15 protein-coding genes and 1 tRNA gene are annotated in these 17,185 nt (G+C 53.4%); 3 read left to right on the top strand and 13 right to left on the bottom strand.

The genetic code is table 11. From position 1 onward, the window contains the following. Window positions 1–118: 118 nt before the first annotated feature. The 4 genes from AAFN47_RS01720 to AAFN47_RS01705 form a co-directional block, all read right to left on the bottom strand. On the bottom strand, window positions 119–382 hold the full coding sequence (locus AAFN47_RS01720) for a YMGG-like glycine zipper-containing protein (RefSeq protein WP_499807478.1): 264 nt from the start codon (window positions 380–382) through the stop codon (window positions 119–121). Window positions 383–522: 140 nt separating this feature from the next. Continuing rightward, on the bottom strand, window positions 523–1,434 hold the full coding sequence (locus AAFN47_RS01715; RefSeq protein WP_499807477.1) for an SEL1-like repeat protein: 912 nt from the start codon (window positions 1,432–1,434) through the stop codon (window positions 523–525). A gap of 6 nt (window positions 1,435–1,440) precedes the next feature. After that, on the bottom strand, window positions 1,441–1,815 hold the full coding sequence (locus AAFN47_RS01710) for a hypothetical protein (protein ID WP_499807475.1): 375 nt from the start codon (window positions 1,813–1,815) through the stop codon (window positions 1,441–1,443). Between the two features lie 951 nt (window positions 1,816–2,766). Beyond that, window positions 2,767–3,726 (bottom strand): LysR family transcriptional regulator, encoded by a 960-nt coding sequence (locus AAFN47_RS01705; RefSeq protein ID WP_499807473.1) that lies wholly within the window; start codon window positions 3,724–3,726, stop codon window positions 2,767–2,769. 113 nt (window positions 3,727–3,839) lie between these two features. Between AAFN47_RS01705 and AAFN47_RS01700 the strand changes: the two genes are divergently transcribed. Continuing rightward, the gene (locus AAFN47_RS01700) at window positions 3,840–4,475 is read left to right on the top strand and encodes a sulfotransferase family protein (protein ID WP_499807472.1); all 636 of its coding nucleotides are present in this window, start codon (window positions 3,840–3,842) and stop codon (window positions 4,473–4,475) included. A gap of 84 nt (window positions 4,476–4,559) precedes the next feature. Continuing rightward, the gene (locus AAFN47_RS01695) at window positions 4,560–4,982 is read left to right on the top strand and encodes a nuclear transport factor 2 family protein (RefSeq protein ID WP_499807470.1); all 423 of its coding nucleotides are present in this window, start codon (window positions 4,560–4,562) and stop codon (window positions 4,980–4,982) included. Window positions 4,983–5,773: 791 nt separating this feature from the next. Here the strand turns inward: AAFN47_RS01695 and AAFN47_RS01690 are convergent. The 8 genes from AAFN47_RS01690 to AAFN47_RS01655 all read right to left on the bottom strand — a co-directional run bounded on the left by AAFN47_RS01690 (window position 5,774) and on the right by AAFN47_RS01655 (window position 14,451). After that, window positions 5,774–6,127, bottom strand: coding sequence for a potassium channel family protein (locus tag AAFN47_RS01690; RefSeq protein ID WP_499807468.1), 354 nt, complete (start codon window positions 6,125–6,127; stop codon window positions 5,774–5,776). Between the two features lie 103 nt (window positions 6,128–6,230). Then, window positions 6,231–7,214 (bottom strand): lipoprotein N-acyltransferase Lnb domain-containing protein, encoded by a 984-nt coding sequence (locus AAFN47_RS01685; RefSeq protein ID WP_499807466.1) that lies wholly within the window; start codon window positions 7,212–7,214, stop codon window positions 6,231–6,233. An 87-nt stretch (window positions 7,215–7,301) separates the two neighbouring features. After that, the gene (locus AAFN47_RS01680; protein WP_499807464.1) at window positions 7,302–8,462 is read right to left on the bottom strand and encodes a porin; all 1,161 of its coding nucleotides are present in this window, start codon (window positions 8,460–8,462) and stop codon (window positions 7,302–7,304) included. A gap of 125 nt (window positions 8,463–8,587) precedes the next feature. Continuing rightward, window positions 8,588–9,643 carry an alpha/beta hydrolase gene (locus tag AAFN47_RS01675; protein ID WP_499807462.1) on the bottom strand — a complete coding sequence of 352 codons (1,056 nt, stop codon included), beginning with the start codon at window positions 9,641–9,643 and terminating at the stop codon, window positions 8,588–8,590. 211 nt (window positions 9,644–9,854) lie between these two features. Further along, entirely contained in the window at window positions 9,855–10,670 is an 816-nt protein-coding gene (locus tag AAFN47_RS01670; RefSeq protein WP_499807461.1) for a hypothetical protein, read from the bottom strand. Window positions 10,671–10,773: 103 nt separating this feature from the next. Beyond that, window positions 10,774–11,619, bottom strand: coding sequence for a transporter family protein (locus tag AAFN47_RS01665; RefSeq protein ID WP_499807459.1), 846 nt, complete (start codon window positions 11,617–11,619; stop codon window positions 10,774–10,776). Window positions 11,620–11,692: 73 nt separating this feature from the next. Beyond that, window positions 11,693–12,709, bottom strand: coding sequence for an HAD family hydrolase (locus AAFN47_RS01660; protein WP_499807458.1), 1,017 nt, complete (start codon window positions 12,707–12,709; stop codon window positions 11,693–11,695). Window positions 12,710–12,804: 95 nt separating this feature from the next. Further along, window positions 12,805–14,451, bottom strand: coding sequence for an arylsulfatase (locus tag AAFN47_RS01655; protein ID WP_499807457.1), 1,647 nt, complete (start codon window positions 14,449–14,451; stop codon window positions 12,805–12,807). Window positions 14,452–14,986: 535 nt separating this feature from the next. Between AAFN47_RS01655 and AAFN47_RS01650 the strand changes: the two genes are divergently transcribed. After that, window positions 14,987–16,774, top strand: a complete 1,788-nt coding sequence (locus AAFN47_RS01650; protein ID WP_499807455.1) for a tetratricopeptide repeat protein — start codon at window positions 14,987–14,989, stop codon at window positions 16,772–16,774. Window positions 16,775–17,023: 249 nt separating this feature from the next. Here AAFN47_RS01650 and AAFN47_RS01645 read toward each other — a convergent pair. After that, a tRNA-Leu gene (locus AAFN47_RS01645) sits at window positions 17,024–17,108 on the bottom strand. Window positions 17,109–17,185 lie beyond the last annotated feature (77 nt).

Here is a 17,185-nt window from a genome sequence, read left to right as displayed (position 1 = left end):
AGCAGAAGAGGCACGTGACTGAAGTCACGGGCCTGAGGGCTCATAAAGACACCAAAAAGAGGCGTAACGGCCAGTACGACCGGCAAGCCTCAAAAACTGTGATCAACGTTGGCCTGTATCAATATCCGGACGGACAGGCGTCGACGTAACGTCGGCCATTACGGTCGCGATAGTAGCACCGGTTCGAGCCTTCGGACACACGGCCGATCACAGCGCCCGCAACGCCGCCAACAGCCGCGCCAACTGCGGCGCCCTGTACATTGCCAGTAGCGATGCCGCCGACGACGGCGCCAGTTCCAGCGCCGATCGCAGCGCCCTTCTCAGTCGGAGTGCAGCCTGCAATTGCGAATGCGGCGAACACCAATATCAGCCATTGTTTCATGTGATGAGGTCTCCTTCTTATCGCAGGTGATAACGAGGAGAGCGCGAGTGAGTTCCATGGGAGTTTGGGAATGTGGCGTATCGCTCGGAGCGAACCGTGCTGGTGAGGAAGAGGCACGCAGGCATGACAACGGCTGCAGTTCACTGATTATGCTTATTCCTCCAGTCCCGAGCCATTGCTTCGGCTCTGGAGATTTGTTCTGGCGTCATGGTCTCGGCAAGTAGCGCGCGGTTTAGAGCAGCTTCGGCGTGATCCTGATCGATAGCCAGGGAATACCACATGTAACTCTCTACAGGATCGGCTACGCCACCCTTGCCGACCTCGTAGCGATCTCCTAGCATGAAATAGGCTTCGGAATTGTTCTGCTCTGCCGCCTTGAGCATCCAATGTAGGCTTAACTCGTTGTCCTGTTTGACGCCGGCGCCGTACAGATACATGACGGATAGGGACATTTGCGCTTCAGGCGATCCTTGATCAGCAGCCAATCGAAACCAGATAGCGGCGGCAGTTTCGTTGGCCGGCACGCCCTTGCCCAGGGAATACATCATGCCAAGCGCCAATTGCGCGATTTGTAGACCCTGATTTGCAGCGTTTCGATACCAGCGGACCGCTTCCACATCGTCTTGCTCCACACCTCTTCCAATCTCGTACGACAGAGCGAGACCGTATTGCGCGCGGTCAAGACCCTGATTGGCGGCTTCGCGGAACCATCTCGCCGCCGCTTTGAAGTCTTTCTCCACACCAGCGCCGCGTTCATACATGATCGCCAGATTGTATTGCGCCGGCATGTCTCCCTTCTCCGCCGCCTTTTGATACCAGAAAACGGCCTTGCGGTTGCTTTGCGGCGCCCCTATGCCGGATGCGTACATAAGCGCTAATCCGGTCATTGCCTCCGCCGAGCCATTTTCAGCGCCTTCCTCATAGAGTTTCCTCGCTAGTTCGTAGTCGCCGCGATTATAGGCGTCCGTTCCCTGCTCATAACTGCCTGCAAAACATACGCCGGCAGCGAGAAGAAGTATGGGTAGCGTGATGAAAATCCGGAAAACAAACATCTGGTCTTATTCCCTGACCTCGAGCCGGTCGCATATGCAGCCAAATTCGGACGGCGTGCTGAAATCCATGGCTACAAACAATTTTCCGATGATTTCTTCCCCGCTGAAGATATACCTGAACCGGGATTTGACGGCGTTGAGGTTGGATTGATCAATCTCGGTATAGAAGCAATCGAAAATGACATTTTTCGGGTGCTCGACGCAGAAGGCAATCGCATGGACGCCAAACAGATCCATTCGGAGTTTCTTCCTCTCCTCCAGTTCGAGTTGGAGAGACACTCTCTCGAATGAACAGGAAACCTGCCTGATCTCGAAATCATGCAGGCTGGGATCACGGAATTTGGAAAATTCTAGTGGTGCGTCGCCGGCCTCTGCGTTCATTTCTATCCCTTTCCTGGGGCAACAGGTCATATCAGACGGATTTTTAGACTGTAGACCGCGCGACGATGCTAATACCAGCGCTTAAGTCGATCCGGCGTCAGGCAGGCTCCGCAGCGCATAATATGGAACATAAATAGAACATAGATACTGCATCGGCCTCGCTTTTGTGCTATGACGTGGGATAAGCACAGACGTCACGACGACCACATTCAGCGGACAAAGATGGATTTTCCGGATTCCCGAAACAAAGCCAGTGGGTGCGGCTGACTCGCAGGAGAACGCGCAAAACCCGAATTCCCGAAACAAACCCAAATCAGCAGCGGCTTGAGAACCGCAGACAAAGTCTGAATCGCAATTTACCGAAACAAAGCCAGATTTCGGCGTCGCCGAATACAAACAAGGCCGAAACGACAGATTCCCGAAACAAAGCCAGATCGAAAATATCAGGGAACTGCACAGCGCCAGAGCTGCTCGAAACGCGTAGCTACGCAACCGGATACATATTGATTTTCAATGGTTTAAAATTTCTTTTTGAGACATTGGTGCGGTCAAGAAGACTCATCAGCGGCTTCCACTCTTTTCTTTTCAATAACTTAGCGACATTCAAGGCTTAAAATGTAGCACAAAAAGTAACACAAAAAGTTGCAGCTCAAGATATGCTCTCCTGACCGCAGAGTCTGAAAGCGTCAGCAGGAAACTGCATACATCCAGTGTTGAGTGTAAACCAATCCACTACCAAAACACGAGTGACAGAACGAAAATGCTCTTCCGCGACTAAACGTTCATACCATTGCACCGATACTCTCCAGACATGTCGTGCAGCCACACAATGAACGACTGGGGCCGAGAGTTGGCGCTACAACGATCTCGCATTTCCTGCAAAGATCGAACGTGTTGTGGAGTCCGAGCATGTACGTCGAAAACTGTCCAATGATCGGGGAGCAGCTCACATCATCCATCCGGTTGGAGAAGGTTGTTTCGGTTCAACTTGGCTTCCGCTTCATCCTGCAAGCGACGATATGCTTCAATCACAATTGACCGGATCCAGATGCCGCCGGCATCGTTGGCCAACCGGGAACTCCAGAAGAACCGAACGGGGACATGGCCGAGGTCAACTGGTGGGCGCAATGCGCGAAGTCCAAAGGCCTCCATGTCCCATGCCAATAGTATAGCCGGAAATGTCGCAAGGAAGTCTGACTTGGCAAGCAGCGAAGCGACGCCGGCCGAGTCTCCTATCATTGTGCTGACCCGTCGTGCGCCGGCATTAGCCTCGGCAGTAACGGGGAAAGGATTTTGCATGGACCTGGTGACGTTGACCATGAGGTGCGGATACCTGCGCCAAGCGTCATGCCCCCAGGCGTCGCATGCCGGGTGATCTTGGCGCGCGAATGTCACCCACGAGAAGGGCTCCATCACCTGGTGCTCCAGTCCGTCAGGCAGACGCGGTTCACCGCCCAGATGCGCCAGGTCGATAAGGCCCTCGCCGAGAGACTGGTAGACATCGTGATGGGCTGGCAGCCATTCTATTCTCAAGTTGGGTGCTTCAGACTCGACGCGATGCGAGACTTCCGCGATCACTCTTGTCAGCGTCGGCATGGCGATGCGAAAGACCCGGTCGCTGGCTGCCGGGTCGAACTGGCTCCGCGGCGCAATGACCCTGCGGATGCTGCGCAGGATAGCGCGCACATCTTCCACGATCATCTCCGCAAACGGGCTGGGTTGCATCGTCCCGCTGACCCGGATGAGCAGCGGATCGCCAAGTTGATCCCTGAGCCGCGCGAGGGAATGACTCACTGCTGACTGTGTGCGTCCAATCTTTTCAGCTGTGGCCGTCACATTTCGGGTCTCCATGAGAACCTCAAAAACCACGAGAAGATTTAGATCTACGCGATGTAAATCGATTTCATTCATATACGATGAAATCCTTTCGTTGGACTAAATGCGGCTTTTTCTGCCTAAGTCCTCCCAGAACGAACCAAACCAGCAGTCATGATTGATTGCATTCATAAAGGATATCTTGGATCATGGCACTCGAAATCATCGGCGCAGGATTTGGACGGACAGGCACTAACTCTCTGAAGGTAGCACTTGAACTGCTGGGCTTCGGTCGTTGCCATCACATGTCCGAGGTGATCGACAATCCTGAGCAGATAAGACTCTGGCGAGAGGCTGAGGCGGGCCGCCCGGACTTCGCAAACATCTTCGCGGACTTTCGCTCTGCGGTCGATTTTCCGGTTTCGGCTTTCTGGCAGGATGCATTGGCGACATTCCCTGGAGCCAAGGTCATATTGTCCGATCGCGACCCGAACGATTGGTACGCAAGTTTTTCCCAGACAATACTGCCGCTCATCCTCGACAAAGCATCCTGGCCCGAAGAACGCCGCACCTGGTTCGAGATGATCGACAAAGTGATCATCGGAAAGGCGCTCGGTGGGAATACCAATAGGGATGGTATCCTTGCCGCCTACCGGGCGAACACTGCAGCCGCCCGAGCTCTGGAATCCAAGGGCCAGGTGCTGGTGTTCCGTTCCTCCGACGGGTGGGAACCACTTTGTGATTTTCTTGGCGTCGAGGTGCCTTACGAGCCCTATCCCAGAACCAACGCGCGCGCCGAATTCTTTGCCGCGACGCGTGGTAGCGCAGAAGTAGCTGCTAGCTAGCTCAATCCACCCGAATTACCCACGGAGCGAACTCTGACGCTCTCCGTTAATTTTCCCGATCACCTTCAAGAAAGGATTTCCATCATGTCTGTAAACAACCAAGTTCTGGCCGCTTCGGAGAAGTTCTACGACGCGCTTAACAAGATGGCCGCCGGTGACGCCGCACCCATGTCCAGCGTTTGGGTCACAGACGCGTCAGTATCTGCTCACCATCCGATCGGCGGACGCGATCAAGGGTACGACGCCGTGATCGCAAGCTTCACGAAAGTTTCCGAAATCGCGAGTGGCGGCGAGATCAGACTCAAAGATCAACAGATCGTCGCAGGGACCGATATGGCGTTGGAAACAGGAGTCGAGGTCGGAAAGTTGGTCATTGCAGGTCACACCGCCGCGATCGATCATCGCGTGACGAATGTCTACCTGCTGGTGGGCGGAACGTGGAAGCTCGCCCACCACCACACGGATCAGTCTGAGGCGATGCTCGAAATCCTGAAGAAGTTGACCTAGTCAAAATGCAGGTGACGGACTTAATCCAAAGTGGATGCGCCGGCATCCACTTTCACTATTGTCGCCTGGGAGATCAACCCAGCCGATGCCGATACACCTCAATCCGACCATTCCGACGAATGGTTTTGGCAGCCGGCTCGCAAAAGCTACAATAGGTAGAACCCTTCGCGGTGAATTCTATCGAAAAATACATGCAGACGGTGTGGTGATAACATTGACTGTTCCGCGTTCCAGCTTCATGAACTGACCGCCGCTAGCACCGAGTTTCACAGCCACTCAATTTGCGAGATTTAGTAACAGGGTTTTATACTGTATTTTCAATAACTTGCCAGAATTGTGGCTGGTGCGATCGAGAAGACTCTTGAACGACGCCCCCTCTTTTGTTTTCAATGACTTAGCCCAATTGTAGCTGTCAAATGTAGCACGAAAAGTAGCACGAAAATACAAGCCGATCAGGGTGATATTTACTGGACGAGTTGTTCGATTTTGGATGTTCCGGCGTGACAGGCCGAGAGGTTTCAGTTTTCAATTCAATAGATTCCAATGTGCGCGTCCATCTGCAGTCGTTGAAATCCACACGAAAGCTGGAACCATATCCTGTGAGTTTATTGAAGATTGGTCTGAGCATCGCTCGAGCGATGTCACTGTGCCAAACTTCGACGTCTAATACGCTCCGGCTCTCGGCCTCAGGCGGGCGTGCGAACAATAGGTCCTATCGAGAACACGAACCATCAAATTAGGATATAAAACAGAAATTAGGCGAGTTGAAATTGACCTGTCCAGTTCGTTCTTCAAACTCGATTGGTGCATTCAATGGCCGTTGTGATCGTCCATTTCAGCATCGCTTTCGCCAGTTGCGAAAAAAGCAGTACGAATACACCGATGCCGACAAACATGTAGATGACGGTAAACACCTTGCCCAGATCTGTTTTCGGCGATAGATCGCCAAATCCAACTGTCGAAACGGTCGTCGCGCTAAAGTAAAGCGAATCGATCCACGACCACCCCTCGACGCTGCGGTAGAAAACCATACCGGAGATCAGAATGAAAACCGCAAGCGCCAGTCCGGCCCGAAATGCTGGAACATGCCTCGACTTTCCGACGGCTAACAGCAGACGGATAATGTTGAAGCCAAATGCGAACAAGGTTGTCTCCTTTGTCGTCCTCGTTGTGTGCCGACTACCGTTACTCCCGTCGCAAACAAACGCCAGTGAGGGTGGCGCACGCCACTTTTGACATCTACTCGTCTTATTGACCGATTTTCCCGTGCAGGTACCGGCTCCAGGCTTTCTCGTCCGGAAAATCCCAAGGCGGACTGATGCCAGACTGGAGCTTGCCGCGCTCGATTAGCTCTTGCGTAGAAACACTATTGTCCACCAGATCGAGTTGCTGAAACAGGCTGACCGAATCTCCGGGTAACCAGCGACGCGGATCGTACCAGGGGACGAGATTGTCAAATCGCGGGCTCAATCTTAATAGCGTCGTGAAGCAGCTTTCCGTAGCAGTCGAGTAGAAGACCGGTTTCTCGTGGATGTCCTCGGTAAATCTTAGCAGCGTCTCCAGATAGCGTCGGATTTCGTCAGAGGAACGTGTGAATTCAAAAAAGTAGAGGTCGTTCGGGGGAAGGTGCGCCAACCGTTTCCATAACACGTCGCGTTCCGTGCCGAGTACCACATAGAGCTGATCATGTCTGAAGAAGCCGGAGAGCATGTCGAAATGTGTCCAGCTTGTGCGTCTTGCTTCAACAGATACGGCAAGGTACCGGCCATCGGTGAAACGGAATGTGGTCATGACGTGAACGGTCGCCACGGATTGTCCGAAGGGCTGAAGGATCAGCTGTGCGCTTTCAAGTTTGTCCAGATCGTAGCTGGTGGTTACCCACCGGGGCTGTGATGCAACTCCAACCCGGTGAACGGCGTCACGAAAGTTCGTGATCGTCGCTTCGCTGCCGTTGATGTGAACTTCGGCCTCCTCAGCGTGCAGGGGCACCCAATCCTGCGGCACCGGGCTCTTGGTAAAATAGGTCGAAAAGAATATGATCATGAGCCCCACGCTACCAACACGTCTGGCTACTCGCCCCCTACCTGGAATGAACCACAGGCCAACCAGAACGGGGACTGCAAGAAATGCGAGTCCCAACCTGAGGTAGCCGGGCCATCCGAGCCAGTAATAGCTGCCAAGAGCAACATATATGGACAAAAGCACAACCAGGAGGCCGGCAGTGGTCCGCATCAGATATAGCAGTAAAGCACGAATTGGATTGCTCCCATTTCTACGATGCAAGGTATCAGAACTAACAGCCGGATAACGTTGCCGTATTCAAAAGCTGACAAACGCACCGGTTATGATTGCAAGTCCGTTGCGGTAGGATTGTTGCAGAGCTTCGTATCGATAGGTGCGCAACCCCAGATAAAATGTCGTCTGCCAGTCCTCAACGTCCTGAGCGAACTGGAAACCGTAGGAAGTGCTGGCATCGCCGTCCGTATCGATCGAGTTTCCGCGATAGGCGTCGACAGAAAACGCCGTTGTGCCAATCTCGAACCAGTTCGCTTGATAGCCGAGCTTGCTATAAACATAGCGTTCCGGTTCCTCGCTCTTTTCGGTGCGGCCGGCGGCGAAAGTCAGACTGACGCCAGTCTGGAGGTGTAGGGCGGACATTGATCCGTCAACGATAGTCTCATCGCCCGAGTAATTTTGCGAGTATGCCATTGCGCCAGCCAGCTTGAATGCCCCAAGCGTGTCGGAATATCGCAAAGCAAAGTCCCAGCCGAGATTGTCTTCCACGTTAGGCACGACTGTCTGACCGATCGCCGCCGACAGAGTGAAACCGTTCCATTTCGGCGTATCATAGCGAACACGCAGTCGACGCCCGAAACCGTCCATGTTGGTGTAGGTGTCGAGAATTTGAGTGTCGGACAAGGCGCCATCGGTAAGACGGTACATCTGTCCTCCTGCGATTCTGCCCACTCGGGACTGTCCGGCAAGCGTCGTACCTGAAAGATCAACCTCGGCGGTGCCGTCCGATGCCATACTTCCCTGTCCGAGAAACATTTCCCCGAATCCATCGCCGAACAGCGCGATCTCCGCCTTCCGCAGGGTGACCGACCAGTCAATGTATCGGTTCGTCTGGTTGACTGTCATGGTGGAATAGGGATCCCAACCCAGTTCCAGCCTTGCTCCTATAGCCCAGCCATTGAACTTTCGCGATTTGCCCTCAATTCCGAAACGCGACTGATAACCCCAATTGTCGACCGGAAAATAAGCCCGGGAAGAGCCGCCATCGTCGTAAGACAGAAGTCCCTTGTTCAAAAAGCCATAAAATCGATAGACGCCGGTTTCGTCTTCGACACGAAGATCGCGCTGGGGCGTCTCTTCAACAGCGGGAACCACATCTTCGTCATCGCCCGTACCCGGATCGATAGCACCGGCTTCGGAGACGATAAATATAGCGATACATGAAACAAGAAAAATGTAGACCACAGGGATCGCATGGAAGATCCTGGCTTGCCATTTTTGACACTCGGATGACTTTGGAATCTCGCACATGCGTTAGCCAGAACCGATTACAGCTATCCTGAATGGATCGTTGATGAACTGATCACTTCTCAGTTGAACACGACAATTGCACCACCGCTGCCAGAACCGGTCAGGACCTTGGCCGCCGCAGGTACATTTCCGATCATGCTGGTTCGTGCATCTCCTATCGTGTCGCCCTCATTGATTCTCTCTCCAATCAGTTGCACGATTTCAGGAGAGTCGGCGAACTTGGTGTGGTCGAGACTGGATGTATCCTTGATCTTGGAAAGATCGATCACCGTTACCCCGAGTTTTGACAATTCTTCAGCAGGCTCATTGCCAACTCGGTCGACCCCGCCTGAGATCCGCCTTGAGATCGACAAGGCCTTGTCATCTGATGAAATGAGAACGTAAAATCGACGTTGTGACTTCGCAAAAGGCTGCATCTGCTTTGCGAACAGGTCGGCATCGATATCCGGCGATGCAAGAATGATGTTTTCGAGTTTTTCAGTTGTATTGAATGCGTTGGTGATTTCGCCCTGGCGCATGGCTTCGACCGTTAGCAGGTTGCCCATCGAATGGGCGATTACGTCCATACCCGTTGTTCTGGTCGACACGACCACATTAGCCGTCGTGACCAGATCGTCGCGCGCGATAAGAGCGCTGTTGAGGTCATAGACATAGTCGAGTGTTTTGCCGCGGGATGCCCAACTGAATACAACGGGGATGCCGCTAAATCCGGAATCGTATGCAATCTGGGCAGCTCTCGACACGGAAGCAACAAAATCGGTGTTGAACCCGTGGACAAACAGCATGCTGTGCCGGTCCTTTAACGATCGTCCGGCCAAGGCTTTGTCGAGGTCATCTCGAAAAGCTTGCTTGTTGGGAAAAACGATCGGATTAAGGATGACAAACTCATTCTTCGGGTCCGGCGGGACCGATTTTGGACGTTCCACATATCCGGGCTTGTGGTTCGGTGGAATATAGATGTCGACCTTGGCGTATTGCACGCCTTCCACATGTCTTTCGCCTGTAAAGAGAATATTGGGATCGTCGGCGCGGGCGCGACTCGTTGCAATATAGACGGTCTTCTTAATGGCACCGCTTACACCGGTCACAGAAGTCCTGGGATTGTCGACGCCCACGACTGCGTCGGGAGGGCTCGCACATGCGGTTACAAGAACAGCAATGACCAACCCGGCACTTAGTCTCATGGAGTCATGACCGCAACATTGCAGCCCGGGACAGGCACTCGCAATGGACTATGCATCAGACCCTTCCCGCTTCAGTTTTTTGTCCGACAGAAGATCTTTCCAAAGAATTTGAGTCGACAAAGCTCTGTTCCTTTCGTGATAGTCAGAATTTGAAACCAACACCGATAAGAGGCCCCTGAGCCGTCAGATCGACCAGATCGCCCCTGTCCGAATAATCGGCGCCGAGACCCCGGTAACCCGCCGCAATTGCAACATGATCGTTGAATTCATAGCCGATCCCGCCAAACACATCCCACATGAAGTCCGATCCGGCGCCGAACCCGCCGATAAATCCTGTGGCAGTGATGAAGACCTTCTCCGTCAACTGCTTCTTTGCTTTCAGGCCGATCACCGGATCCCACCACTGGATTACCTTGCTAGCCGACACCCCACCGATCGGGGCAATAGCGAGATTGAAATTCGTATCTACCGCCCAGTATCTGGCGCCTGCCAATGCCTTGATCGTGGCTGTCTCATCTTCGTAGAAAGCATAGCTTCCGGCCAGTGTCCCGGCCGTCATCGCGACGCTGAGATTGGCGTCCACAACCAGCGGCCCCAACTGTGATGCTTCGCTGCCGGAAATCTTGAAATAGATCAAGTCTGCAAAAAGTCCGAAGCGTTCGTAGTTGATTTCACCGGATGCCTGAATTGTGAAATCCAGGGCATTGATGATTTCTGATGGTGTCAGCGAAAAGCTGACCGGTCCAAGGTCGTTGACGCCGGCATCACCATCAAGCCATGGCAGGAGACCATAGATCGCCAGTTCGCCGGACCAGGGTGTCTCTGCAACTGCAGCTTCCACAGGTGGTTCGGAAGCAGCCAGATCTGCAGCTTTAGATTTGATACCGCCAGCAGAAACAGTCATCATACAGGCTGCGATTGCAGCAAGTGTAATTTTGGTCATGATCTTCTTTTCCATGAACCTTGGTCATATCGCCGAAGGCAAGTGTTCGCACTTGTCCAAATCGTTGGTCAGGCTGGCGCTCGCTAAACAGTTCGCGTTGCGGGACACCGTCGCCACGCTATTGCCCTTTCGGAAACAGGAACGTTATCGCCGCGCGCGCGCCCCAATCGCCCTCATCCGGCCCGGCATCCGGACTGACGGCCCAATAGCGGGCGCCGACCTGGAACTGCACCGGTTGCTTGCCGAAATGGACCAGCTTGGAAACCATGAAATTTATCGGAACCGACCATTCATCCGTTTCCCAGTTGTAGGTCGATTCAGTGTTCAGCGCGAATGTCCAGGCATCGTGTGTGGTATAGGTCAGGAAAGGCTGCAGAAAGGTTGCACTGACATCTGACTTGTGGCTATCGCCCGCGAACGACCAGATATGATTGGCCAGCGCGCCCACTGTCCAGCCGTGTTTCTGCGTCAAAACGACGGCAGTCGGACCGGCTCCCCATTTGCCTGATGTCAAGAGATCGTCCGTGCCGGTTGGCAGCAATAAGGCTGGCCCAACACCCCAGATAATGCCGTTCCACGGCTCCTTGGGTGAAAAGAAGAAACTCTGTACTGTGTCACCCAGCCCAAACTGATCCCCGCTACCGCTGGATATGTCGTGCTGCCAAGCCACCGGAAGAATGGTTCGAGAGATCAAATTCCAGTCTTCGCTGATCGAAAACGGGATGACCGGCTGGACGTTTACGAATGCTTTTTCGCCATCGGCATCTCCGTAGCCGCTGTCATAATTGAACTGAAACGGAACACTGATGAGCGAAGCGATGGGATTTGCGAGTTGCTTGGCCAAATCTGCAGCGTTGTCCTGAGCGGTGGCTGGCAACGCGCCCAACAGAGTTCCGGTGCAGACAAGTGCGACCAGGTGAACGGAGCACAGGATCTGAGTTTTCAGTTTCTTTGTAGAAAGCATAATGGTGATTCCTTGTGGTCAGGCCGCAGCGATCTCGATGGATCTTCAGCCTGAACTTTGTGCTGAGTCCAAATCAGTCAGAAAAGACACTCTTCCAGTCGTTCTTCATGCTGATGACGTGCCAATTGTCGGCCTGATTGGCCTGATCCATGAGCGACTGTGGAAACGCTCCGATCTTCGTGTCAGGCTGGCCGTCTGCAGGTCCGTAGGCGTATTCCCTCTCGGCGTCGTCATGAAAGACGATCATCATCAGGCGCTTCCCGTCGCCGGCGCTCGTCCATTCCAGCATCTCCTTGTCGCCGCCGGAATTTCCGAAAGACGCGATCGGACGCTTGCCGATAAAACGGTTGATGCCGATTGGCTTGCCGTCCTTGTCATCGATGAATTCGATTTCCGCCAGTCGCATCAGCACTGGCTTGCCGTCCTGCATCTCGAATTTCGTCTTGATCGAGGATCCGATCACTTGCTGGGTCGGAATGCCGTACACGTCTAGCGTCATTGGGCGCATGAACTCGATCCCGCCGCCCGAAACAATATAGGTCGTGAAGCCGTTGGCGCGGAGATACTCAAGTACCTCCTGCATCGGCTGATAGGTCAGTTTCGTAAACGGTTTCTTGAACCGCGGATGTTCGGCGGTCGCAAACCATTTGGCAACGATCTGCTCGAAATCGGTCGTCGACAAGCCAGCGTGCGTCTCGGCGATGATTTCCTCAAGGCCCTTCTTTCCAGAAGCTTCAATTCCCTTCTTGTCGCCTGCAATAACCGACTTGAAAGGCTCCTTGTCCTTCCATTCCGGATGATCCGGCGCCATTGTCTTGATCCGGTCGAGGGCGAACAGCAACTGAGTATAAACGGGATGCTCGACCCACAATGTGCCGTCATTGTCGAAGGTGGCGATGCGATCGGCCGGATCAACAAAATCCGGGCCGTTCTCGTCGGTCACGGCGGCGACGAAGTCTATGATGGCCTGTTTGGTCGGGCCGTCGTTCCACGACGGCAGCGCTTCCTCCTGCGCGAATGCGCCAGTTGCCAGTAGGATTGCGCCGGCGAAGCCAACTGAAAGAATGGATAGGATTGATTTGCATTGCATGGCGCGCGCCTCTCAAATGTTGAGGTGTGAAGTTTTTTCTGCTGCTGCAGATTGGAAACGCCCCGTATAGAAACGGGGCGCTCCGGCTGCCTGCATCAGTTGCCAGTCGGCAGACCGAGATGGAAACCGTCCTTGGCCAGCGAGTCCTGCAGATATTTGAACCGCTGGTAAGCCGTGATAGTGATCGGGCCTGAATAGGTCTCGCTTTGCAGCTTGCGCGGCGGATACTTGACGTAAGTCTTCATCAGTTCCGATACCGCCTTGTTGGCGGGAACGACCGCCCAGGTGCTTTCGGTGAAGGTCGTCATAAAGATATCATAACGCTCCTGCGGATCGGCAAGCAGATCGAACACTTGCGGAACGGTCGCCACATAGCTGTCGGCGCCTTTCCAGCCGAGATTGGTGTCAACAGAAAGGCCGCCTGTCGCTGCGCCGTCGTCGCCACGCAGGTTGAACACGTACTTGAAGTTTCCTACGCGGATCGCGCCCGGCGTCAGTTCGTTCTCGGTGAAGTAGAACCAATTCTTGCGATCCGACTTGCCCGTTCCGGTCATGACAGGGGTCATGTCATAGCTGTCGAAGATGATCGGCTGACCCTCGCGGTCGTTTTCCGGCAGTTCCTGACCGGCAAGCGATGCGAAGGTCGCCATCAGATCGAGTCCGCCGACAATATCGTCGCTCTTGCTGCCGGCCTTCACATGCTGCGGCCAGCGCACGACCGCCGGAACACGGCTGCCGCCTTCGCGATCCGTGCCCTTGGTGCTGCGGAACGGCGTGTAGCCGGAGTCCGGATAGACATCCTGCCAGGCGCCGTTGTCGACGGTGTAGAAGACTACGGTGTTGTCGGACAGGCCGAGTTCATCAAGCTTTTTCAACACATTGCCAACCCGGGCGTCGAGTTCGACAACAGAGTCCGCATATTTTGACTTCGTGATCGATTTGCCTTCGTAATCCGGGTGCGGGAGATTCGGCTGGTGATTCTTCATGAAGTTGACATTGATAAAGAAGGGCGTGTCCGGATCCTCAGCTGCCTCTTCAAGAAATTCGAACGCCGCCTTCTCAACATAAGCGTCGAGATATTTGATGCCGACTTTGCCCTGCTCGGGCGTATCGGCGTCTCCAATAACCTTGAAGTCTTCCTTGGCCTTTTCACCAGCGTTTCCGGAGAGAGACCCCGTCGTGATCTTCGCGAACTCGGCCCTCAGTTCGTCGCTCATGTTCTTGTGCCAGGCGGGATCTGGATAGGTATAGGCGTTGAGGTGATAGAGGAAGGCGTACTTCATCTTATCATAGCCCTGGGCGTTGGGCAGAGCATAATCTGATTCACCGAGATGCCACTTGCCGGTAAAGTAAGTCTTGTAACCGGCTTCTTTCAGTACCGATCCGAGCGTCCACTCGGCCTTTGGCAGGCCGCCGCCTTGGCCCTGGAAGGCCACGGTGGTCAGGCCGCTGCGGTTTGGAATTCGCCCGGTTTGCATGGCCGCTCGGCCTGGCGTGCAACTCGGCTGGCCATAGAAATTGGTGAAGAACATTCCTTCTTCGGCGAGTCGGTCGAAATTAGGCGTCGGCATGCCGCGCGCCTCGCCGCCAAGATAAGGTCCAAGGTCACCCCAGCCGGTGTCGTCGGAGACGATGAAAAGGATGTTGGGTTTGTCGCCCTGCTGGGCTAGCGCTGGTGATCCGACCAAGGATACTGCCGCGCATGCCAGCAGTGTTCGGGTAATTCCAGTAATTCGAAGCATTGCTTCTCTCCGTCTAAAGTTGATCGCGAAGGATGACTTGACCGTCAGGGTAAGTGTCGATCGCTGGCTATTTCTATTAGTCAGTCTACGTATCCTAAGATCTCTTCCTCCAATTCTCTTACCGCGTGGCGATAGTAGTCAGCCTTGGCTTCATCTGTTTTCCAACGCTCGAGAGCGCTTGTCGCGACAGAGTAATCTTCACAAAGACTTCTAAAGTCCGGATCGGCGGCGAATAGCCGCCTCACTACGAATTCGCGCGTTGGAAAACGACGAATCACCTCGATTGGATACGCCATCGTGAACCCCTCGGCTCGCAACACAGCAATTTACTCTCATGCGTTGCTTGGAGAGCAAGTTACCAACAGGTGCGCACGGGTGCGCACTAAGTCATATCCTCTTGATTCCTTATGTGTTATTTTGTCGAAATGTTGAATACTTCTTGGCAACAAACACTCGTTTGATCGAACCGGAATTTGGACTTACTTTATTGCTAAAGTTTAGCTTACGTATATTTGCAACTTCGAAGCAGGCGTTCATGAAACAGCTGGAATCAACCGATCACTATGTACAGCATGAACCATCACCCGAAGAGATTCGTGAAGAACTCGAGCGGGTGCTCGGCAGCCCCGATTTCAGGGCTACTGCGCAGCGTAGAACAATGTTGAGTTTTTTGATCAAGGAAACGCTCGCTGGGCGCTCAGACAGGCTGAAAGGCTACACGATCGGAGTGACTGCGTTCGGTCGAGATGAAGGATACGACCCGCAATCGGATCCGGTAGTGCGCTTTGAGGCGCGACGGCTTCGCAGTGATCTCGACAGCTATTACGTCTCTGCAGGGTTAAACAACCCGTTACGGATCACTATTCCCAAGGGCAGGTACGTGCCTGTCTTCATCGCAAAGGAGGTGAATGACCGAGCGTCTGCTTTTGCCCCCACCCCCAACGCATCATCTTCCGAACATGCCGAACCAGGCGTGGTTGCTGCCGTATTAAAGGCAGGCCGTATTGCATATATCGCCGTAGCTATACTTTTATTGGTCGGCGCCGTGCTTGCATTCAACAACTTATCAGTGAACTATCTGGCTGCAAAAAATTCGAATGTAACGAGTTCTCTCCAGGCGCCCGCAGTGCAAATGTTGCCTTTCGATGTGCCGGGCAACCACCAGAAGGATCAGTTTCTTGCGGCAGGGATACTGAACCACCTAGCCAGCCAATTGAGCAGTTTTCCCAACATCAGGATATATTTTCCGAACATGGGCCCGGACAAGTTTGATGCCGGAATTGATGCTCTCACAGAGGACAACCGGCCGCCTCCAACCCACACTCTCACGGGCTCACTTCAATCTAACGGATCTGATATAAACATTATTGCTCGCTTAACGGAAACGCAATCAGGCAAATTGACCTGGATAAAGAACTATAATCGGAAAGTAGATACGGCTTCCCTTATAAAGGTTCAGGACGAAATTACCGCAGATATCGCCACGACTCTTGGTGAACCTTTTGGTGTTATAAATAGCGCATTAGCCGGCAGTTTATCCGAACAGCACATTCCGAGTATGTCCAGCTATGAGTGCGTGTTGCGCGGATATTACTACAAACGCAATTTTTCACCTGAACTCTACACTTCCTTGTACAAATGCATACACCACGCGGTTCTCAAAGACCCGGGTTATCCTGAAGCGTGGGCGATGCTGGCTTGGGTATATCTGGATGCAGTGCGATACAGTTTCCTGGGAGCACCTGATCCCAATATTACATATGAGACTGCATTAGAGGCCGGAAAGAATGCCATCGAATTGGATCCTGGCAGTGTGTTGGGCCTCAATGCGATGTCTGCGATCAATCACTATCAGGGAAATTACAGTGAAGGAGAACGTTTCGCCAGACTTGCGCTCGAAAGCAACCCAAACAATCCGTATACCCTGGTGCAATTGGGCTGGAGAATGGCAATACGTGGAAATTTCGCAGAAGGAATTCCACTGGTTGAGAGAGCTATCGAGCTGTCCGTGAACCCGCCTGGCTGGTATTTTCATTTGCTAACGATCGATCGCCTTATGAAAGGCGATGGTGAAGGCATGCTCATTTTTGCGGAACGCGGTAGCAATGATGAATCTGCTCTAAGCCAATCTCTTGTTGCCATGGCCTACGGTATACTGAAGAACAGAAAAGCAGCCGAACAAGCCGTTGCCCGAATGAACGAGATCGCCCCGGGGTATGACCCTATTGGCCGTCTCAGAATCCACGGTGCGACCCAAGAGATTATCGCGGCGGCGACCAAAGCGCTTGAATATGGGTGGCCTGATTTGCACAGCGAACTGTAAGACAACTTATAACGTGGCTGAACATTTGAACGGTCTCAGTTTGTTGCGTTTGCGACACTCGTCCAAATTCTTAGTTTGTTTCACTACTGCCCATTGCTGAAACGACTGAAGAGGTGGAGTCGGGTCAATATTCCGGATACATCTATTACTACGTAATTTGATGGGTAGGCACCGTCTATGTCAGCTCTTGGCATACGCACTATTAACTATGATTGTGGATTGTCATCAATAACTTGCCAGAATTGTAGCTGGTGCGGTCGAGAAGACTCGAACTTCCACGGGTTGCCCCACAGCGACCTCAACGCTGCGCGTCTACCAATTCCGCCACGACCGCACGTGGTAGAAGCCGTCACCGGCGCGCCGCATGTACCAAATCACTTTGGGCTATACAAGAGGCTTTTACGCTTTTTC

The organism is Hoeflea sp. CAU 1731, assembly GCF_039888615.1.
Classification (GTDB): domain Bacteria; phylum Pseudomonadota; class Alphaproteobacteria; order Rhizobiales; family Rhizobiaceae; genus Flavimaribacter.
The sequence above is the reverse complement of the archived record's forward strand: the minus strand, read 5'-3'. Positions and strand labels throughout refer to the sequence as shown.

Coding starts and splice junctions, on each gene's coding strand:
- AAFN47_RS01720 (WP_499807478.1), bottom strand. CDS start 382: ATGAAACAATGGCTGATATTGGTGTTCGCCGCATTCGCAATTGCAGGC.
- AAFN47_RS01715 (WP_499807477.1), bottom strand. CDS start 1,434: ATGTTTGTTTTCCGGATTTTCATCACGCTACCCATACTTCTTCTCGCT.
- AAFN47_RS01710 (WP_499807475.1), bottom strand. CDS start 1,815: ATGAACGCAGAGGCCGGCGACGCACCACTAGAATTTTCCAAATTCCGT.
- AAFN47_RS01705 (WP_499807473.1), bottom strand. CDS start 3,726: ATGAATGAAATCGATTTACATCGCGTAGATCTAAATCTTCTCGTGGTT.
- AAFN47_RS01700 (WP_499807472.1), top strand. CDS start 3,840: ATGGCACTCGAAATCATCGGCGCAGGATTTGGACGGACAGGCACTAAC.
- AAFN47_RS01695 (WP_499807470.1), top strand. CDS start 4,560: ATGTCTGTAAACAACCAAGTTCTGGCCGCTTCGGAGAAGTTCTACGAC.
- AAFN47_RS01685 (WP_499807466.1), bottom strand. CDS start 7,214: ATGCGGACCACTGCCGGCCTCCTGGTTGTGCTTTTGTCCATATATGTT.
- AAFN47_RS01670 (WP_499807461.1), bottom strand. CDS start 10,670: ATGGAAAAGAAGATCATGACCAAAATTACACTTGCTGCAATCGCAGCC.
- AAFN47_RS01665 (WP_499807459.1), bottom strand. CDS start 11,619: ATGCTTTCTACAAAGAAACTGAAAACTCAGATCCTGTGCTCCGTTCAC.
- AAFN47_RS01660 (WP_499807458.1), bottom strand. CDS start 12,709: ATGCAATGCAAATCAATCCTATCCATTCTTTCAGTTGGCTTCGCCGGC.
- AAFN47_RS01655 (WP_499807457.1), bottom strand. CDS start 14,451: ATGCTTCGAATTACTGGAATTACCCGAACACTGCTGGCATGCGCGGCA.
- AAFN47_RS01650 (WP_499807455.1), top strand. CDS start 14,987: ATGAAACAGCTGGAATCAACCGATCACTATGTACAGCATGAACCATCA.